The 22736-nt window shown below is 71.2% G+C and carries 1 protein-coding gene; it reads right to left on the bottom strand.

Annotated features, from left to right (window positions below; genetic code table 11):
- Positions 1-68 precede the first annotated feature (68 nt).
- Complete coding sequence (locus tag BMY07_RS35240; protein WP_245782258.1) at positions 69-22541, bottom strand: type I polyketide synthase; 22473 nt, start codon at positions 22539-22541, stop codon at positions 69-71.
- Between the last annotated feature and the right edge of the window lie 195 nt (positions 22542-22736).

A 22736-nucleotide genomic window follows, 5' to 3' on the forward strand; every position in this document is an offset into this window, starting at 1 on the left:
TCCGGCGAATTGGCGCGGCGCAATTCCGCCGCGCCTTTCCGCCCTTTCCACAATGGCACAACCGGCGGTCAGCGGCCGAGTTCCTGGTCGATGAGCGAGAGGAATTCGTCGTCATCGGCGGCGTCCAGGTCGCCCGCGGGCTCGGCGGGCGCCGCCCCGTCCCAGCCTGCCAGGAACGACCGCAGCCGGACGGCGAGCTTGATCCGGGTCAGCCCGTCCGGGGCCGCGCCCGCGAACGCGGACTCCACCGCGTCCAGCTCGGCCAGCAGCGCGTCGACCCCGGTCGCGGGGCTGAGCTCGGCGCGCAGGTGCCTGGCCAGCTCGGCGGAGGTCGGGTAGTCGAAGGCCAGCGACGAGGGCAGCGCGAGGCCGGTCGCCACGACCAGCTTGCCGCGCAGCTCGACCGCGGTGAGGGAGTCGAACCCGAGGTCCCGGAAGGCCCGGTTCGGGTCGACCCCGTTGTAGCCCAACACTTCCGCGACGGCACCGGTGACCAGCGCCAACAGGGTCGCGTCCCGGTCGGCCTCCGAGAGCCCGGCCAGGCGTTCCCGCAGGTCGCTGTCGACCGGTCGCGGGTCGTCCGGGAGGAGCTCGGCGAACAGGGTGCCGGGGCGGGCGGTGTGGAAGGAGTCGGCGAACCGGGGCCAGTCGACATCGGCCACGGTCACGGTCGGCACGCCCGCGTCCAGCGCCGCGCCGAGGGCTTCGAGCGCGTCGGCGGGGTCGAGGGCGGTGAGGCCGCGTTTGCCCAGGTAGTCCTCGGATCCAGCCGCCATGCCCGCGCCCGCCCACGGGCCCCAGGCCACCGAGGTGACCGGTTTGCCCGCCGCGTGCCTGCGGTGGGCGAGCGCGTCGAGCGCGGCGTTGGCGGCGGCGTACGCGGCTTGGCCTCCGCTGCCCCAGACGCCCGCGATGGACGAGAACAGCACGAAGGTGTCCACTGTGGCCAGTTCGTCCAGGTGCTGCGCGCCGGTTGCCTTGGCGCGCAGTGCGTCGGCCATCGTGTCGGCGTCGAGGTCGACCAGGTCGGCGACTCCGGCGACGCCTGCCGCGTGGACGATGGCGGTCACCGGGTGGTCCCGCAGCAACTGCCGAACCGCTTCCTTGTCACCGAGGTCGCAGGACACCACGTGGACCTGGGCGTCGATGCTCTCGACCAAGTCCGCCACTCCGGGTGCGCCCGCTCCACGGCGGCTGACCAGGACGAGTTCGTCGGCGCCTCGGTCGGCCAGCCAGCGGGCGACCTCGATGCCCAGTGCGCCGGTGCCGCCGGTGACGAGGACGGGTCCGGTTGGGCGCCATGTCTTGGTGGGCAACAACTTGGTGCCTTTCAGGCGCCGTGCCAGGAGTCCGCCGTCGCGCACGGCCACCTGGTCCTCGGTTCCCGCCAGGGCCGCGATCACGCCGGGGCCGTCGCCGTCGATCAGACCACCCCAGCGTCGTGGCCGTTCCAGTGCCGCAACCCGGCCGAGGCCCCAGAGTTGAGCCAGCTCGGGGTCCGTGGCCTCGCCGTCGATGGACACGGCGCCTTCGGTGACGCACCAGATGGGAGCGCCGTCCCGCTTGAGCAGGGCGACGGTGTCGTTGAGGCTCAACAGAGACACGATCCCGGCGAGTCCGTCGACCTCCTGCGTCACGACCTCGGCGCCGTGGGCTTCGAGGAGCTTGCCGATGCCGCGGGTGTCGTCACCCAGGACGGCCCAGGTCCCGTCGAGCCGGCCGTTCGGGGCCGCGACGGGTGTCCAGGTGATGTCGTAGGTGAGGTCATCGACACGGGAACGCTTGGCCGCCAACGGCCAGAACCGCTGCCGGTCGAACGCGTAAGTGGGGAGCGGGACTTGCCGTCCGCCCGCCACGAGCGGCCGCCAGTCGACCTCGACGCCTGCCTCGTGCAGCCGCCCGACCGCCGCGAGCACCGTCTCCCGCTCGCCCTTGCCCGCTCGCAACCCCGTCACGGCAACGTCGGCGTCGGTACCCACCAGCGCGGTCAGCACGCCGTCCGGGCCGAGTTCCAGGAACCGGGTGACGCCGCGTCGTCGGGCCTCGGCCACCGCGTCGGTGAAGCGGACCGGCTCACGGACCTGGCGGACCCAGTAGTCGGGGCTGCCCAGGTCGGCGTCGGGGTGCACGGTGGAGATGACGGAGTGGTGGCCGGGCGACAGGGTCAGCTGGTGCACGATCGCGCTGAACTCCGGCAGCATCGGGTCCATCCGGTGCGAGTGGAAGGCATGCGAGACAACGAGTCGCTTCACCCGCCGCCCCTCGGTCGACCAGCGCTCGGCGAGGGCGTCCACCGCGTCCTCGTCACCGGAGACCACCAGCGAGCGCGCGGCGTTGACAGCCGCGAGGGCAACACCCGGCGGCAAGTCGATCTCGTGCGGCTCGGCCTCGACCGCGAGCATGGCGCCGCCGGCCGGGAGTGCCTGCATCAGGCGACCGCGGGCCGCGACCAGCGCGCAGGCGTCGTCGAGCGACAGGATGCCGGACACGTGGGCCGCGGCGACCTCGCCGATCGAATGTCCGATGAGGACATCCGGTGCGATCCCCCAGGACTCGACCAACCGGTAGAGGGCGACCTCCAGGGCGAAGATCGCGGCTTGGGCGTGCACGGTGTCGTCGATCGCGTTGTCGTCGAACGGGAGCCGGTCGCGGATGTCGTCGAAGGCCTGGGCGAAGGCGGGATAGGCCCGCAGTTCGCGGCCCATGTGCGCGCGTTGCGATCCTTGGCCGGTGAACAGGATCGCCAGCCCGCCCTTGTCGGCTTGACCCCTGTCGGCCACCGCGCGCAGGCCCGTTGCGAACTCGTCGGCGTCGGTGGCGATGATCACGGCCCGGTGCGGGAGCTTGGCGCGATCAAGCAACGATGCGGCGACGTCCAGGGTCGGCTTGATGTCCAGCAGTGCCCGCGCTTGGCCGACGAGCGCCTCGGGCGACGCGGCGGAGAGGACGAACGGCACCGGTTCTTCCAGCTCCACTTGGGAAATGGCAGCCGCGGGGTAGTCCTCGATGATCACGTGGGCATTGGTGCCGCTCACGCCGAAGGACGAGATGCCTGCTCGGCGCGGTCGGTCGGCGGGCCATTGCCGGGGCTCGGTGAGCAGCGCGACGTCGCCGGCGGACCAGTCGACCTGGGCGCTGGGCGCGTCGACGTGCAGGGTCCTGGGCAGTTCGCGGTGGCGCATGGCCATGACCATCTTGATGATGCCCGCGACACCGGCGGCAGCCTGCGTGTGCCCGATGTTGGACTTCACCGACCCGATCCACAGCGGCTCGTCCCGGCCCTGGCCGTAGGTGTTGAGCAGCGCCTGCGCCTCGATCGGGTCGCCGAGCGAGGTGCCGGTGCCGTGCGCCTCCACAACGTCCACATCGGACGTTCGCAGGCGCGCGTCGGCGAGGGCGGCCTCGATGACCCGTTGCTGCGCGGGGCCGTTGGGTGCGGTGAGCCCGTTCGACGCCCCGTCTTGGTTGACCGCCGTGCCCCGGACCACGGCGAGCACCCGTCGTCCGGCCTTCAGCGCGTCGCCGAGCCGCATGACGACGAGGACGCCGACGCCCTCGCCCCAGCCCGTGCCGTCCGCCGCTGCCGCGAACGCCTTGCACCGCCCATCCGGCGCGAGCCCCCGCTGCCTGCTGAACTCGATGAACGCCCCCGGCGTCGACATGATCGTCACGCCCCCGGCCAGCGCCATGTCGCACTCGCCGCCCTTGAGCGCCTTCGCCGCGAGGTGCAACGCCACCAGACTGCTGGAGCACGCCGTGTCGACCGTCAGCGCAGGTCCTTCCAGGCCGAACGTGTACGCGATCCGTCCGGAAAGGACACTGGCCGCGTTGCCGGTCCCGATGTGCCCTTCCAGCTCGGACTTCCCGACCAGCAGGGCCGGGTAGTCCTGCCCGTTGGTCCCCGCGAACACCCCGGTCCGGCTGCCCTTCAGGCCCCGGGGGTCGATCCCGGCGTCCTCGATCGCGGCCCACGAGGCTTCCAGCATGAGCCGCTGCTGCGGATCCATCCCCACCGCCTCACGCGGCGAGATCCCGAACAACGCCGCGTCGAACTCGGTGGCGGTGCCGAGGAACCCGCCAACCCGCGCGTACGAGGTCCCGACCCGCTCCGGGTCGTCGTCGAACAACCGCCCGAGCTCCCACCCCCGGTCGTCCGGGAACCCCACCATCCCGTCCACCCCATCCCGAACGACCCGCCACAACCCCTCAGGCCCCTCAGCGCCCCCCGGCAACCGACACGCCATCCCCACGATCACCACAGAGTCCTCATCGACTCCGTCGCGCGTCCGAACACTCACCCCATCGCCACCGGCCGCCAGCACGCCCGGATCCACGGGCCCCCTGCGACCAGTCCGGCCAGCCTCAACGGCGACAAGGCCGGGCTCGACGATGGCAAGCCTGGGCTCAACGGTGGCAAGCCTGGACTCAGCGGCGACAACGCTGGGCTCGACGATGGCAAGGCTGGACTCAGCAATGGCAGGGCTGGGCTCATCTGCGACGAGGCTGAGGTCGACCGCGGCGGGGCCGGCCTCAACAACCCCCGAGCCAGACCTGTCCACGACCCCATCGAGCGACTTACCGGCCTCATCCACCCCCGGCTCGCGCGCGCCCGCCCGCGACGGCAGCCCCCACCCACTCCGGGGGGCGGCCCTGGTCCAGTCTACCGGCTCTGCGGGGTTGGGGGAAGGGTCGGCGGCGGGCTGTGGATGGGTGGTGGGGTTGTGGATAACCAGGGTGCCCAGGTGGGCGGCCACGGCGGCGGGGGTGGGGTAGTCGAAGACCACGCTTGCGGGTAGCGGGTGTGTGATCGCGGCGGAGAGGGAGTTGCGGAGTTCGAGGGCGGTCAGGGAGTCGATGCCGAGGTCGCGGAAGGCGCGGTCGGGGGCGACGGTGGGGTGGCCGAGGATGGCTGCGGTGTGGGTGATGACCAGGTCGAGCAGGTCGCGGACGGGTTCGGGGGTGTGGTGGCGGGTGGGGAAGTCCTCGAGGAGGGGGCTGGTGGAGGTGACGTTGGGCCAGTCGACGTCGGCGATCGTGATGGCGGTGTCGGCGGCGGAGAGGGCCGTGGCGAGCGCGGTCAGTGCGCGGCGGGGGGCCAGCGGGCGCAGGCCACCCCGGCGGAGGCGGGTGGAGACGTCGGCGGCCATGCCCGCGCCGGACCACGGGCCCCAGGCGACGGACAGGCCGGGGAGGCCCCGGGCGCGGCGCGACTCGACCAGGGCGTCGAGTTCGGCGTTCGCGGCGGCATAGTTGCCCTGGCCCGCGCTGCCGATCACACCGGCCAGCGACGAGAACACGACGAAGGTAGTCGCCGCAACGGCCAGCTCGTCCAGCCATCGCGCGGACTTCGATCGCAATACTGCGTCCAGGCGCGGCTTGGTGAGCGCGTCGAGTACTCCATCGTCAACGATGCCCGCCGCGTGGAACACCGCCCGCACTGGATGCTCGGCGAGCAGTCGCGCAACGGCGTCCCGGTCGGCAACGTCGCACGCAACGATGCTCACCGAGGCGTCCAGGCCGGCAACGAGCTCAGCGGCCCCGGGAGCGTCCGGCCCCCGGCGGCTGACCAGGACCAACTCCGTCGCACCCTGCTCGACCAGCCACCGCGCCACCTCCGCGCCCAGCGCCCCCGTCCCGCCGGTCACCAGCACCGGACCATCCGGCGACCACGTCCCCCGGGCACCCACCGCGGCACGCCGCAACCTGCGCCCGAACACCCCGGACGCCCGCACCGCGACCTCGCGCTCGTCACCGGCGAGCACCGCCGCGAACCGCCGGGCCGCGCGCCCCGTCAGCTCCGCGGGCACGTCCACCAGACCGCCCCATCGCCCGGGGACCTCCAGGGCGGCCACCCGCCCAAGCCCCCACACGCGGGCCTGCTCCGGGTCGACGGACTCCCCGTCGACAGCGACCGCACCCCTGGTGACACACCACAACGGCGCGGGCAGGTCCGCCTGGACCACACCCAGCACGTCCTCGACGGGCAGCAGCGCCACCACGCCGACCACCCCGTCGACCACCGGCAGCCCGCCCGGCGCGGCCGCCACGATCTCGACCCCGGCCAGCGCGCCCGCGATGTCGTCCGGAACCGCGCCATCAGGCGTGATCACCAGCCAGCGCCCCGATATGGTGCGCGACGCGTCGACCAGCGGCCGCCACGTGACCCGGTAGCGCCAAGAGTCCACAGTAGAGCGTTCGCGGTGGTCTCGACGCAATGCCGTCAGCATGGGGAGCACGGCAGACAACTGCTCACGCTCGCCTTCCGAGACCTGCACCGCGCCCGACTCGACAGCCGCCCAGAATCCGTCGTCAGCGGCGACCGCCTGGTCGAGCCAGTACCGCTCCCGCTGGAACGCGTACGTCGGCAGGTCAAGGGGAACCGCACGCCCCAGGATCGCGGTCCAGTCGACCCGCCCTCCATTCACGTGCAGGTGCGCCACGGCATCCACAATGGACTCAGCCTCGTCACGCCCGCCGCGCAGAACGGGGACAGCCGATGCCGCGACCGTCTGCTGCACCATGGCGGCAAGGACCCCGTCCGGGCCGAGCTCCAGCCAGGTGCCCACGTCCACCGACCGCACAGCGTCGGCGAACCGGACGGTCTCGCGGACCTGCCGCACCCAGTACTCGGGGGTCGCCACGTCCCCCACCGAGGTCGGCGCGAGCGGGATCTCCGGCCGCCGGAACACCAGCGTCTCCACGACCTCGGCGAACTCGCCCAGCATCGGCTCGACCAGGTGCGAGTGGAAGGCGTGCGATACCGAGAGCCGCTTCGTCCGGCGTCCCTCGATCCTGCCGTTCAACGACTCTATGGCCGACAGCTCTCCCGATAGGACGATCGAACGGTCCGAGTTCACCGCCGCCAGGTCGACCCCTGCGGGAAGCCCATCGGGGAACTCGGCGACCAACTCGGACTCGGAAGCCTCGACCGCGAGCATCGCCCCACCCGCGGGCAATGCCTGCATGAGCCGGGCGCGGGCGGTGAGCAGAACGCAGGCGTCGTCCAGCGAGAGCACCCCGGCGACGTGGGCGGCGGCCAGCTCACCGATCGAGTGCCCGATGAGGACATCCGGGCGGACGCCCCACGACTCCACCAACCGGAACACCGCGACCTGCAAGGCGAACAACCCGGCCTGGGCATAAGCCGTCTGGTCCAGCAAAGCCCCATCGCCGAACACGACATCGGCGAGCGGCTCGTCAAGCGAGACCCGCGCGCACACCGCGTCGAACGCCGCCACGAACACCGGGTACGCCGAGTACAGCCCTCGGCCCATCCCCACCCGCTGCGATCCCTGCCCGGTGAACAGGAACCCCAAGCGCCCATCCCCGGCGACACCCCGCACCAACCCCGGCGCCGGGCGATCGGCGATCAACGCCTCCAACGCCGCGGCTCCCGTGACCACCGCTCGGTGCGACAGGTCGGCCCGGCTCGCAACCAGCGCACGCGCTACCGCCGCATTCGGGTAGCGCCCAGCGAAGTCCCTGAGCCGCAACGCCTGCGCCCGCAGCGCCTCCGCACTACGACCCGAGACCACCCACGGCAGCACAAGGTCCTCGGCCTCGATGACCGGGTCGGCGCCCGGGTATTCCTCAAGGATCGTGTGCGCGTTGGTCCCACTCACCCCGAACGACGACACAGCCGCGCGCCGAGGTCGGTCCACCTCTGGCCACGGCCGCGACTCGGTAAGCAGCGATACCGCCCCAGCACCCCAGGTCACGTGCGACGACGGCGCGTCAACGTGCAGCGTGCGCGGCAGCACCCCATGGCGCAGTGCCAGCACCATCTTGATCACGCCGCCGACACCGGACGCCGCCTGCGCGTGCCCGATGTTCGACTTCAGCGACCCCAACCACAGCGGCTCATCCCGGTCTTGCCCATAGGTCGCCAGCAGTGCCTGCGCCTCGATCGGGTCGCCGAGCCGGGTGCCGGTGCCGTGCCCTTCCACCGCATCCACATCGGACTCAGTGAGCCCGCCTGAGGCCAGCGCCGCCTTGATCACCCGCTGCTGCGACGGACCGTTCGGTGCTGTCAAACCGTTCGACGCCCCATCGGAGTTCACGGCCGATCCGCGCACCACCGCCAGCACCCGGTGTCCATTGCGGAGGGCATCAGACAGCCGCTCCACCACGAGGACACCGACGCCTTCCGACCAACCCGTGCCGTCAGCCGCGTCAGCGAACGCCTTGCACCTGCCGTCCGCCGCCAACCCGCCCTGGGTGGCGAACTCCGCGAATACCGCTGGCGACGGGATGACCGTCACGCCACCGGCCAACGCGAGGTCGCACTCCCCGTCCCGCAGGGCCCGGATGGCCCAGTGCAGGGCCACGAGGCTGCTGGAGCACGCGGTGTCCACAGTGACCGCGGGGCCTTCAAGCCCGAGCGTGTAGGCGATCCGGCCGGACATGACGCTGTTCGCGGTTCCGGTCAGGAAGTGGCCCTCGATCTCGGCGGGCAGTTCCGCACCTGTCCCGTAGCCCGAGTTCGAGGCACCGACGAACACGCCGGTGGCCGATCCCCGCAACGACAACGGGTCCACACCCGCGCGCTCGAACGCCTCCCAGGCCGTCTCCAGCACGAGCCGCTGCTGCGGGTCCATCGCCAGCGCCTCGCGCGGCGAGATGGAGAACAGGTCCGCGTCGAACTGGGTTGCCGTGTCGACGAATCCACCGCGACGGGCGTAGGTGACGTCAGCACCGAGGTCCCAGCCGCGGTCAGCGGGGAAGTCCGCGATCGCGTCGGTTCCCGTGGTGACCAGTTCCCACAGGTCCTCGGGAGAGTTCACGCCACCCGGGTAGCGGCACGCCATACCCACGATCACGATGGGGTCCGTGGTGTCACGCGCCTGGACCGGTTGCGCGGACTCGGGCTTCTCCTCGGCGAGGAAGCCGAGCAGGTGATCGGCGAGAGCCTGCGCGGTCGGGTGGTCGAACACCGCGGTCGCTGGGATCGCGAATGCGGTGGTGGCCACCAGCCGGTTGCGGAGGTCGACCGCGGTGAGCGAGTCGAAGCCGAGTTCCTTGAACGGCTTTCCCGGCTCGATGGTCGTCGAGTCGGGGTGACCGAGCGCGTCGGCGGCGTGCTTGCGGACGAGAGCGAGCACCGACGCCAAGCGCTCCTGAGTGGACAAATCGGCCGTGGTCGACGCCCATGAGCCGTGCGTCGGCGCGGTGTCGGCGGGTACGAACTCAGTCAGCAACGGGCTCGGCCGGACTGAGGTGAACGCTGGGACGAAGCGTTCCCAGTCCACATCCGCGATGACCACGGCGGTGTCGCCGCTGTCGAGGGCGTCACCCAACGCGGACAGGGCGCGGTCAGGGCGCAACGGGTTGAGGCCGCGCCGACGCAGGTAGTCGGATGCGGCACCGGTGGCCATCCCGGCCGACCAAGGCCCCCAGGCGATCGACGTCGCACGCTGCCCGGCGGCCGCTCGGTGTTCCGCGAGGGCGTCGAGGTAGGCGTTCCCGGCCGCGTAGGCGGACTGGCCGCTGCTCCCCCACACGCCCGCGATGGACGAGAAGAAGATCAGGTGCGCGTCCGGGGCGAGTTCGTGCAGGTTGCGGGCGCCGAGCACCTTCGCGCGGGTCACCTCGGCGTACGCGGCCGGATCCGCGCTGATGAGCGGGGTTCGGGTGTCGATGCCTGCCGCGTGCACGATCATCGTCGCCGGGTGCCGGGCCAACAGCGCGGCCACCGCGTCCCGGTCGGCGATGTCGCAGGCCGCCACGTGCACGGGGACGCCCAGGTCGGGGGCTGTGCCGCCGCGCCTGCTCGCCAGGACCACCTCGGTCGCGCCCCGGGTGACCAGCCACCGCGCCACTTCCAGGCCGAGCGCGCCGGTGCCGCCGGTGATCAGGACCGGTCCGTCGACCGTCCACTGTCGCCGGTGCCCCAGGGGCGCCCGGCGCAACCTTCGCGCCACTGCGCCGTTTGGCCGCAGTAAGACCTGATCCTCTGTGCCGCCCAGTACCTTCGCCACGCGTGCATCGGCACCGGCGGGCAGGTCGATGAGCCCGCCCCACACCTGCGGCATCTCGATCGCGGCGACGCGGCCGACACCCCAGACCTCGGCTGCGTCGACCCCACCACGGGTCACGGCCCACACCGGGACGGTCGCCTCCGCCACCACGCGCAGGAGCCCGGGTGCGTCGACCTCGACCACCAACCCGCCAGCGTCCGCAACGTCATCGACAACGGTGACACCCGCCGACTTCAGGGCCGCCGCGACGTCCGCCGCGCCCTGGACAGCCCACTTGCCTGCGGTGACAGAGCCATCGTCGACCGGCGCCCAGTCGACCTGGTAACGCCAGTCCTCAGTGGATTCAATTCGCCGCCGGGGCTCCAGCCAGTACCGACTGCGCTGAAACGCGTAGGTCGGCAGGGCGACTCGCCGCCCACCCCACTGGGCGAAGACGGCGGACCAGTCGACGGCGACACCCCGTGTCCAAGCCGTCCCGACAGCCCGCACCAGTGCGGGTACCTCGTCTCCCGGGCGCACTGCCGGGGCCGTCACCGCACCGTCCACGCTGTGGTGCACCAGTGCGGACAGCACCCCACCCGGCCCGACCTCGACAAACGTCGCCGCGCCCGACTCGCGCACCGCCTGGCTGAACCGGACCGTCTCCCGCACCTGCCGGACCCAGTACTCCGGCGTGCTCGGGTCCCCGGCCGCGGTGCTCACCAGGGGAATCGTCGGCTTGGCGAACGACAGCCCGGCCACGACCTGCCGGAACTCATCGAGCATCGGGTCCATCAGGTGCGAGTGGAACGCGTGCGAGACCACCAGCCGCTTCACCCGGCAGGATTGTTCAACAAACCTACGATCCAACAGCTCAACAATCCCACGATCCCCCGATACGACAATCGAACGATCCGAATTGACCGCGGCAAGGTCCACCCCGGCGGGCAGGCCATCGGAGAACTGCGCGGCCAGGTCAGCCTCGGAGATCTCCACCGCCAGCATCGCCCCACCAGAGGGCAGAGCCTGCATCAGGCTGGCTCGGGCGGCGACCAGAGTGCACGCGTCATCCAGCGTGAGAATGCCCGCGACATGGGCGGCGGCTACCTCGCCGATGGAGTGGCCCACGAGAACATCAGGGTGCACGCCCCAGGACTCCAGCAGGCGGAAGGTCGCCACCTCGACGGCGAACAGGGCCGGCTGGGCGTTGCCGGTCTGGTCGATGGCCTCGTCCGAGTACGGCAGCCGAGCCCGGACGTCGTCGAAGGCGGCCTTGAACGCCGGGAAGACCCGCAGCTCCTGGCCCATGTCCGCCTGCTGCGAACCCTGCCCCGTGAACAGGAACGCGACCCGCCCCCGGGAGATCACCTGCCCCTCGGCCTCGAGAAGGGCCGTCCGCAGGTCATCCGTGGTCGCACCCACCACGACCAGCCGGTGGTCGAGATCAGCCCGCGCGCTGGCCAGGGACAATCCGACATCGACCGGGTCCAGGCCCGCAGAGTGCGCCGCCAGCCGCGACGCCTGTGCCCGCAGCGCGTCAGTGGAAGCCGCCGACAGCACCCACGGCACCACCGGATCGGCCGCACGAGGCTCGGCGACCACCACCGGAGCGGGCCCGGCCTGCTCGATGATCACGTGCGCGTTGGTCCCGCTCACCCCGAACGACGACACCCCGGCCCGGCGCGGCCGCTCCACACTGGGCCACGGCCGCGACTCGGTCAGCAGTGACACCGAGCCCGCCGTCCAGTCGACGTGCGGAGTCGGTTCGTCGGCGTGCAGGGTGCCGGGCAGCACGCCGCGCCGCAGGGCCTCGACGACCTTGATCACGCCAGCGACGCCGGAGGCTGACTGCGTGTGACCGATGTTGGACTTCACCGAGCCCAACCACAGCGGCTCGGCCCGGTCCTGCCCGTAGGTCGCCAGCAGAGCTTGCGCCTCGATCGGGTCACCGAGAACGGTTCCCGTGCCGTGCGCTTCCACCAGGTCCACATCGGACGGGGCCAGGCCGCCGACCGCGAGTGCCGCCTCGATCACCCGCTGCTGCGACGGCCCGTTGGGGGCGGTGAGGCCGTTGGAGGCGCCATCGGAGTTGACCGCCGTTCCCCGCACCACCGCGAGGATCTCGTGCCCGTTGGCGACCGCGTCCGACCGCCGTTCGACCACGAGGATACCGACGCCCTCACCCCAGCCGGTCCCGTCCGCGTCGGCCGCGAACGAGCGGCACCGCCCGTCGACCGACAGTCCCTTCTGCCTGCTGAACTCCGTGAAGATCCCCGGGGTCGCCATGACCGTCGCGCCACCGGCCAGCGCGAGCGCGCACTCCCCATTCCGCAGTGCCTGCACGGCCAGGTGCAACGCGACCAAGCTGCTGGAGCACGCGGTGTCCACGGTGAGCGCCGGACCTTCGAGTCCGAACGTGTAAGCGAGTCGGCCGGATGCCACGCTCGTCGCGATCCCGGTCAGCGAGTGCCCCTCGGACGGCCCGCTGTCCAACCCGTACAGCGAGGTCGCGACACCCATGAACACGCCAGACCTACTGCCGTGCAAAGACATCGGGTCGATCCCGGCCCGCTCGAACGCCTCCCACGTGGTCTCCAGCAAGAGACGCTGTTGCGGGTCCATGGCGGCCGCCTCACGCGGCGAGATCCCGAAGAGCCCGGCGTCGAACTCGGTGGCCGTGCTGACGAACCCACCGGCCCGGGTGTAGGTGGTACCCAGCCGCTCGGGGTCCGGGTCGTACAGCGCGTCGAGGTCCCAGCCGCGGTCGCGCGGGAACTCGCCGATGGCGTCCACTCCGGACACCACCAGCTCCCACAGCTCTTCCGGCGACCCGGCCCCGCCGGGGAACCGGCAAGCCATGCCCACGATCACGATGTCGTCCGCCCCGGCGTCGACCACCCGGGCCACGGTCTTCTTGGCCGCGGGTCGGGTTTCCGAGAGCAGAGCCGCGAGTGCCACCGGGGTCGGGTGGTCGAACACGATGGTCGGCGGCAGGCGCAGGCCGGTGGCCGAGTTGATCCGGTTCCGCAGTTCGACGGAGGTGAGCGAGTCGAAGCCGAGGTCCCGGAACGCCCGGCGCGGGTCGACCGCGTCGGCGGAAGCGTGGCCCAGGACCGCGGCCACGTGTTCGCGCACGAGGTCGAGCGCGTTGTCCGTGGTCAGCGACACGGCCTTCGCACGCCGTTGTGCACCGACGCTCATCCCGCGCAGGAGCGGGTGGGCCGATCGGGCGTCGACCCGCATGGGGAGGACGTGCGCTTGCGGGAGAGTTCGGGCCCGGTCGAACAGGGTCAATCCATCCTCAGTGGACAGAGCGGTCCCCAGTCGTTGACGGTCAGCGGTGGTGAGACTCGAAGTGATCCCGCTGGCTTCTTCCCACAGGCCCCAGGCCAGGGAAACCGCGTTCTTGCCCTGAGCGCGAAGCTGGTGCGCTAGGGCATCCAGGTAGGCGTTGGCGGCCGAGTAGTTGGCCTGGCCCGGGGTTCCGAAGGTGGCGGAGGCCGACGAGTAGAAGGTCAGTGAGTCGAGTTCGAGGCAGGCAAGGACCCGCGCCGCGTCGGCCTTCGGCCCGAAAACGGTCTGCAGGCGGTCCGGGGTCAGGTCGATGATCAGGCCGTCGTCGGCGATACCGGCCGCGTGGATCACATCAGTGGGCTGGTACTCGGCGATCACCTCGGACAACGCGGTCGGGTCACTGATGTCGCAGGACACGATGGTCACGTCCGCGCCCGGCAACTCCTGACTCGCCTGCCCGCTCCGGGACACGAGCACGAGCCTGCGAACGCCTTGGTCGACCAGGTGACGCGCCAACGCCGACCCGAGCACGCCAGTCCCACCGGTGATGAGCACTGTGGACAGTGGTCGCGGGATGGTGAAGACGTTCTTCCCCACGTGGCGGCCTTGTCCGAGGTGTCGGAACGCCGAGCGGGCGTCCCGGATGTCCCATGCCCTGGTCGGCAGCAGCCGGAGTTCGCCGTGTCCGAAGAGGGCGATCAACTCCTGGAGCATGGCCTGGAGGCGGTCCGGTCCGGCTTCGCTGAGGTCGAACGCACGGTAGGTCAGGCCGGGGAAGTCAGCCGGGTCACGCAGGTCCGCCTTGCCCATCTCGATGAACCGGCCGCCGTCGCCCAGCAACCGCTTGGAGGCGTCGATGTACTCGCCTGCCAAGGAGTTCAGGACGACGTCGAACCCGGTCGCGCCGAACTTCTGCTCGAAGCCGAGGTCCCGCGAGGAAGCCAGGTCCTCGTCGGCGAGACCGGTTGACGGCCACTTGGCCGGGCTCGCCGTCCCGGACACGTGAGCGCCGAGGTGCCTGGCGATCTGGGTGGCCGCCATACCGACGCCACCCGCGGCCGCGTGCACGAGGATTCGCTCGCCCGCGCGCAGGCCTGCCAGGTCGACGAGCGCGTAGTAGGCGGTCAGGAACGCCATCGGAACCGCGGCGGCCTCGGTGTACGACCAGGACTCCGGCATCGGCGCGACCAGTCGCCGGTCGACGACGGCGTGCGGGCCGAACCCGCCGGTGAGCAGCCCGAAGACCCGGTCGCCCTCGGCCAGGTCGGTGACCCCGGCCCCGACCTCGACGACCACACCCGCGCCCTCGGAGCCCATGACGGCCTGCTCGGGGTAGCTGCCGAGCGCGATCAGGACGTCCCGGAAGTTGATCCCCGCCGACCGGACCGCGACGCGCACCTCACCCGGTCGCAGCGTCTGGTCTGGTATGGACAGTGCGGCGAGGTTCTCCAGCGTGCCGCCGGTGGTGACGTCGAGGCGCCAGGGCTCGTCGGGGATGGCGATGCCTGGTTGGGCGCGGACGATGCGGGGCGCGAGAACGTTGCCGTCGCGTACGGCCAGCTGCGGCTCGTCCAGCGCGAGCGCGCCGGCGAGGTCGCTCACGTCGGTGGCGTCGACCAGTACGAACCGGTCTGGGTGCTCGGACTGGGCCGAACGCACCAAACCCCACGACGCCGCGGCCGCCAAGTCCGTGATGTCGTCGCCGGGGAGCGCGGCCACGGCACCCGAGCTGACCAGCACGAGCCGCGGGTCGGGGTTGTGCCTGATCCAGGCCTGCACCAGCCCCAGCGTGTCGGCGACGGTGTCGGGCATGGGGACCACGACATCGCGCACCTCGGTGTCGGCGCTCGCCGCCACCGGAACCCAGTCCACTGTGAACAGAGCATTGTCCAGCGACCGAGCCGACTTCGCCGCAACCCGCAGCGTCAGCGACTCGACACTGGCGACAAGGGCACCGTCATCATCGGTGACAACGACCCGAACAGCGTCAGGGGCGATCCGAGTCAGGTAGGCACAAAGGCGTTCTGCCCCGGTGGCGTGCAGCGTGACCCCGGCCCAGGCAAACGGGACCACGGGCTCGCCGCCATCAGAGTCCAACGCCAACGCATGCAACACCGCGTCAAACAGTGCCGGATGAAGCCCAAACCCAGTGACGTCCACAGGAGCACCGACCTCGGCGATCAAGCCCCGCCCGGTGCGGTGGACGGAGTGGAGGCCTTGAAACGCGGGCCCGTAGTCAAGCCCAGCCGCAGCCAGCGCGGGATAGAGGTCATCGAGTGCGGCAAGGTCACCAGCCACTTCCGGGGCAAAGGCCGATTCGGAGGTGGCTGTGCTGAGGACGCCGGAAGCGTGGCGGGTCCAGGTGGTGCCGGTGGTGGAGTGGATGGTGATGGAGCGGGTGCCGTCCGGGGTGGGGGCGGCTACGGAGAGTTGGAGGGTGGTGGGGAGGGTGAGCGGGGCCTCGATGGTGAGTTCGTCGAGGTGGGGGGTGCCGGTGGTGGCGCCTGCGTGGAGGGCGAGTTCGAGCAGGGCGGTGCCGGGGAGGACGACGGCGCCGTGGATGAAGTGGTCGGCTAGCCAGCCCTCGGCGGCAAGGGTGCCGGTGAACAGGTGGCCGCCGTCGCCGAGGGGGGTGGAGCCGGTGAGCAGTGGGTGGTTGGCGGGCTGGAGGCCGGTCGGGGCGGGCTTGGGCCTGGCCCAGAAGTGGCGGCGCTGGAAGGCGTAGGTGGGGAGGTCCGCTCCAGGGCCTCGGGTGGGCCACTGCACCGGTACACCACGGGTGAACAGCGTGGCCAGCGCGTGGTCGAAGGTGTCGATCTCCGGCTTCCCGGCCCGCACCAGCGGCACGGCGCCCGCGTCCAGGCTCTGCCGCACGAGAGCGGTCAGCACCCCATCAGGCCCCAGTTCCACGAACGTGCCCACGTCGCTGAGTCCGCTGACCGCCTCGTGGAACCGGACGGTCTCCCGGACCTGCCGCACCCAGTACTCCGGCGTCGCCGGGTCCCCGGTCGAGGTGCTCACCAGCGGAATCGTCGGACTGTCGAACGACAGACCCCGCACCACCTGCTCAAACTCGGCCAGCATCGGGTCCATCAAGTGGCTGTGGAACGCGTGCGACACCACCAGCCGCTTTACCCGACGAGATTGTTCACCAAACCTACGATCCAACAACTCAACAATCCCACGATCGCCCGATACGACAATCGAACGATCCGAGTTCACCGCCGCAAGGTCGACACCTGCGGGCAGGCCATCGGGGAACTCGGCAGCCAGCTCGGACTCGGAGATCTCGACGGCCAGCATCGCGCCACCCGGGGGCAGGGCCTGCATGAGCCGGGCCCGAGCTGACACCAAGGTGCAGGCGTCGTCCAGGGAGAGGATGCCGGAGACGTGGGCGGCGGCCACCTCGCCGATGGAATGGCCGACGAGGATATCGGCGTGGATGCCGCGCGACTCCAGGAGTCGGTAGAGAGCCACTTGGAGGGCGAAGATCGCGACCTGGGCGTTCCCGGTCTGGTCGATGGCGTCATCGTCGAACGACACCCGCGACACGACCTCGTCAAAGGCCTCCGCGAACACCGGGAACACCCGCAGCTCGCGCCCCATACCCGCCCGCTGCGACCCCTGACCGGTGAACAGGTACACCAGCTTCCCGTCCACCACCGACCCCTCGACAACACCTCCACCGCCCTCGGCCAACCGCCCCAGCGCGGCAAGATCACCACCCGGCACGACCGCCCGGTACCCCAGCGCCGCCCGACCGTGGACAAGCGTGTGTGCGACCGCTGCCGGGTCGGCAGGGTAGGCCTCCAGGAAGCGCACCAACCGCGCTGCCTGCTCCCGAACCCCCACCGCGGAAGCAGCCGACAGCACCCACGCGGAAGTCGCACCAGTTCGCGACCCAGGCTGCTTGTCGTCCACACTGGATTCGCGAGTCACCTCAGAGGCAGCACTCCAGTTGGGTCCGCCCGCCTCCAGGATCACGTGCGCGTTCGTCCCGCTGACCCCGAACGACGACACGCCCACTCGGCGCGGGCCCGGTGACCACGGCTGGGACTCGGTGAGCAGGGACACCGCTCCCGCCGACCAGTCGACGTGCGAGGTCGGCGCGTCGATGTGCAGCGACCGCGGCAGGACACCGTGCCGCATGGCCTGCACCATCTTGATCACACCGGCGACACCCGCGGCGGCCTGGGTGTGGCCGATGTTGGACTTCACCGAGCCCAACCACAGTGGTGTCGCGCGGTCCTGCCCGTAGGTCGCCAGCAGCGCCTGCGCCTCGATCGGATCGCCAAGTACTGTGCCGGTGCCGTGCGCCTCCACAGCGTCCACATCAGACGGATCCAAGCCTGCCGCAGCCAGGGCGGAGAGGATCACTCGCTGCTGGGACGGACCGTTCGGCGCGGTGAGGCCATTGGACGCGCCATCCGAGTTCACCGCCGAGCCGCGAACGACCGCCAACACGCTGTGCCCGTTCGCAATCGCGTCCGAGAGCCGTTCCACGAGCAGGACGCCGACGCCCTCACCCCACGAGGTGCCGTCGGCTGCCTGCGCGAAGGGCTTGCACCGGCCGTCCGCCGCCAGTCCGCGCTGGTGGGTGAACTCGACGAACGCACCCGGCGTCGCCATCACCGTCACGCCACTGGCCAGTGCGAGCGAGCACTCACCGTCCCGCAGAGCCTTCGCGGCCAGGTGCAACGCGACCAGCGACGACGAGCACGCCGTGTCCACAGTGACCGCAGGACCCTCAAGCCCGAAGCTGTACGCGATCCGTCCTGACAGGACACTCGCCGTGATCCCCGTCGACAGGTATCCCGCCAGACCTTCGGAAGCCAGCGCGACCCCGGCGTAGTCCTGCCCGTTGGTGCCCGCGAACACCCCGACCGGCTCACCCCGCAACGAGGTCGGGTCGATCCCGGCCCGCTCGAACACCTCCCACGTCGCCTCAAGGAGGAAGCGTTGCTGCGGGTCGAGGACCGTGGCCTCACGCGGGGAGATGCCGAACAGGTCGGCGTCGAACTCGGCGGCGTCGCGCAGGAAGGCGCCACGCAGCGAGTGTGAGCTGGACCGGAGGGCGTCGAGATCCCAACCCCGGTCCGTGGGGAACTCGTCGACGACCTCACGGCCGTTGGCGACCAGGTCCCACAGGGCCTCGGGCGAGTCGACACCACCCGGGAAGCGGCAACTCATGGCGATGATCGCGATGGGCTCGTCGGTCCGCGTGACGACCTCGGTCCGCGCTCGCGCTGTCTCGCCTCGTGCCTGGCGGCGGAGGTGTTCGGCCAGGGCGGTCGCGGTCGGGTAGTCGTAGACCAACGACGCGGGGAGCCGTTGTCCCGTCACGGTGGCCAGGCGGTCCCGGAGCTCGACGGCCGTGAGCGAGTCGAAACCCAGGTCCTTGAACGGCTTGCGCGCGTCGACCGACCCGGTGTACCCGAGCACGGTGGCCACCTCGGCGCGCACCAGGTCAAGCGCACCGCCGTCGTCCCATGTGGACTTCGAAACAGCGACGGCCGGAGTGCTCCAGGGGAGAAGCCGACTTGGCCTGCCGGAGGTGAAGACGGCGGCGAATCGTGGTCCGTCGATGTCGACCACGGTGACGTTGGTGTCTCCCGCGTCGAGCGCACGACCCAGCGCGGCCACCGCGCGGACCGGGGACATCGGCGTGAGACCGCGTTTGCGCAGGTAGTCCTCGGCATCGGCGTCCGTGAGCATGCCCGAACCGGCCCACGGCCCCCAGGAGACGCAGGTGGCGGACTTGCCTTGCGCACGCCGTTGAGCTGCGACGGCGTCGAGGTGCGCGTTCGCGGCGGCGTAGGCGGCTTGACCGCCACTGCCCCAGACACCCGCGATGGAGGAGAACAGCACCAGGTGGGCGTCGGGCAGCAGTTCGTGCAGGTTGGTCGCGCCGTCCGCCTTGGCGCGGGTGATCGCGGTGAACTCGTCCACAGTGGTCTCGGCGAGCGGAGTCGAGGCGACCACGCCTGCGGTGTGGAATGCGGCGGTGATGGTGTGTTCGGCGAGCAGCGCGGCGAGAGCGTCGCGGTCGGCGACATCGCAGGCGACGACCTCGGCTCGGGCGCCGAGGGTGGCCAGTTCTCGCACCAGGTCAGCGGCTCCGGGCGCGTCGGGACCACGCCTGCTGGTGAGCACCAGGTGCTCAGCACCCCGACCGGCGAGCCACCGGGCGACATGGCCGCCCAGCGCGCCGGTACCGCCGGTGATGAGGACGGTTCCTGTTGCGCGCCAGGGTATTCCGCTGTTCGCGGGAGCGGGGATCAGGCGTCTGGCGTAGGTGGCGTCGGCACGGAGGGCGACCTGGTCTTCGTCACCGGCGAGGACGGCGGCGAGTCGGGCCAGGTCAGGGGTGGTGTCGAGGTCGATGAGGCCGCCCCAGCGGTCGGGGTGCTCCAGGGCCGCCACCTGCCCGAGGCCCCAGAGTTGGGCGGCCGCAGGGTCGGTGACCGGGTCGGCGGGTCCCGTGGAGATCGCGCCTCGGGTGAGGACCCAGATCGGGGCGGTCGCGGTGCGCAGCAGGTCGATGACCGTCGCCGGGTCGGCGCCCGGGGCCACCAGGACGGCGGCGGGGTTATCGCTCCTGGGCAGGTCGGAGAGCGTGGGGTCGTCGCCGATGACGTGCCAGCCCTGGTCTCCGGCGGGCTTCGGGTCCACTGGGGACCAGTCGATCCGGTAGCGCCAGTCGTCGACCGCGGCTTCGGTGGACGCCGGTGCGAGCCAGTAGTGGGCCCGTTGGAACGGGTAGACCGGCAGCGGCACACGTCGACCTCGCGGCAGGACCGCCGTCCAGTCCACCGGCACGCCGACGACGTGCAGCCGCGCCACGGCGGTGAGCAGCGAGTCCGGCTCGTCGTGGCCCGCCCGCAGTGTCGGTACGCCGCCCACCAGCGCGGACAGGACCCCGTCCGGCCCGAGTTCCAGGTACCGCGTGCTCTCGTCCAGCCCGCCGACCGCGTCCGCGAACCGCACCGTCTCCCGGACCTGCCGCACCCAGTACCCCGGCGTGCTCGGGTCGCCCGTGGCCGTGGCCACCACCGGGATCGTCGGGCTCGCAAACGACAACCCCGCCACGACCCGCTCAAACTCACCCAACATCGGGTCCATCAAGTGCGAGTGGAACGCGTGCGACACCACCAACCGCTTCACCCGACGAGATTGTTCACCAAACCTACGATCCAACAGTTCAACAATCCGACGATCCCCCGATACGACAATCGAACGATCAGAGTTCACCGCCGCGAGATCAACGCCCTCGGGGAGGCCATCAGGGAACTCGACAGCCAGGTCAGCCTCGGAGATCTCCACCGCCAGCATCGCGCCACCGGTCGGGAGCGCCTGCATCAGACGGGCACGAGCAGCGACCAGGGTGCACGCGTCATCCAGCGACAGGATGCCGGAGACGTGAGCGGCGGCCACCTCGCCGATGGAATGGCCGACGAGGACATCGGGACGGACGCCCCAGGACTCGACCAGCCGGAACAGCGCGACCTGGAGGGCGAACAGCGCGACCTGGGCATTCCCGGTCTGGTCGATCGCGGCGTCGTCGAACGGGAGGCGGGCGTGGAGGTCGTCGACGACCTCCGCGAACACCGGGAACACCCGGAGCGCCTGCCCCATGCCCGCCCGCTGCGACCCCTGGCCCGTGAACAGGAACGCCAGATCACCGTCGACCGCCGTGCCCCGGACGACACCAGGACCCGACTCCCCACGAGCCACCGCGTCCAACCCGACGCGGCCCCCGACCACGACCGCCCGCTCGTCCAGCACGGCCCGAGTCGTGGCGAGCGACCAGGCGATGTCCACATCAGACTCTTCAACCGCCGCCAACAGTTCAGCCTGAGCCCGAAGCGCCTCCGCACTCCGCGCCGACAGCACCCACGGCGTCCCAACGACGGCCGGCTCGGCAGGCACCTCAACCGGTTCAGCCGCGTACGACTCCAGGATGATGTGCGCGTTGGTCCCGCTGATCCCGAACGACGACACCGCGGCACGCCGAGGCCGATCCACCTCGGGCCACGGCCGCGCCTCCGTCAGCAGCGACACCGCGCCCCGCCCCCACGCGGCGTGCGGGGTGGGCGTGTCCACGTGCAGGGTCTTGGGCAGCGTCGCGTGCCTCAGCGCCAGCACCATCTTGATCACGCCGGCCGCGCCGGACGCCGCCTGCGTGTGCCCGATGTTGGACTTCAGCGACCCCAACCACAGCGGCTCCACCCGCCCCTGCCCGTAGGTGGCGAGCAGTGCCTGCGCCTCGATCGGATCGCCGAGCCGGGTCCCGGTGCCGTGCCCCTCGACAACGTCCACATCGGACGACGAGATCCCGGCTGACTCCAACGCCGCCCTGATCACGCGCTGCTGCGAAGGACCGTTCGGGGCCGTCAGACCATTCGACGCGCCATCGGAGTTCACCGCCGACCCGCGCACCACGGCCAGGACGTCGTGCCCCCTGGCCACCGCGTCCGACAGCTTCTCCACGACCAACACCGCGACGCCCTCGGACCACCCGGTCCCGTCCGCCGCCCCAGCGAAGGACTTGCACCGACCGTCGACCGCCAATCCGTTCTGCCGCGCAAATTCTGCGAACACCGCGGTCGACGGCACGACGGTCACGCCGCCCACCAACGCCATCGAACACTCGTCCGCACGCAACGCCCGCATCGCCATGTGCAAGGCGACCAGCGACGACGAACACGCCGTGTCGATGGTGACCGCGGGCCCCTCCAACCCGAGCGTGTAGGCGACGCGCCCGGAGATCACGCTGTTCGCCGTCCCGGTGAGCGCGTGCCCCGCGACTTCCTCGGGCAGCGTGACCCCAGCGCCATAACCGGAGTTGGACGCACCGGCGAACACGCCCGTCGCACTGCCGCGCAACGAGTCGGGCGCGATCCCGGCACGCTCCAGGGCCTCCCAGCTGGACTCCAGCAGCAGTCGCTGCTGCGGGTCCATCGCCAGCGCTTCCCGCGGCGAGATCCCGAACAGTCCGGCGTCGAACGTGGTCGCGCTGTCGACGAATCCGCCCGCGCGGGCGTAGTCGACATCGCTGACCAGGTCCCAGCCCCGGTCGCCGGGGAACCCGGTGATGCCGTCGCCGCCGCGCGACACCAGGTCCCACAACTGGTCCGGCGAGGTCACGCCGCCGGGCAGCCTGCAGGCCATCCCGACGATGGCGATCGGCTCCCCCGCGGCGGCGACCAGGTCCCGGTTCTGCTTGCGCAGCCGCTCGGTCTCCTTCAGCGACGCCCGCAGCGCCTCGACGATCTGCTGCTCACGGCTCATGCTGGACTCCACGGGTTCGCGCCGCCGGGGCTGGCACGGTCAGGTACCGCTGCGAGGGGCTCACCCGGTCACGCACCCGGGTTGTCTAAAGCGGACTGGATGAGGGCGTCGACGTCCATCAGGTCGATATCGGAGCTGTCGTCGGCAACCGGTTCGGGGACCACTCGCAGCAGGTCGAGGATGCCCGCGGCGCGT

It is taken from the genome of Actinokineospora terrae (assembly GCF_900111175.1).
Lineage (GTDB): Bacteria > Actinomycetota > Actinomycetes > Mycobacteriales > Pseudonocardiaceae > Actinokineospora > Actinokineospora terrae.

Bases quoted from the DNA above. Each gene is read 5' to 3' on its own strand.
- BMY07_RS35240 (WP_245782258.1), bottom strand. From the start codon at position 22,541: ATGAGCCGTGAGCAGCAGATCGTCGAGGCGCTGCGGGCGTCGCTGAAG.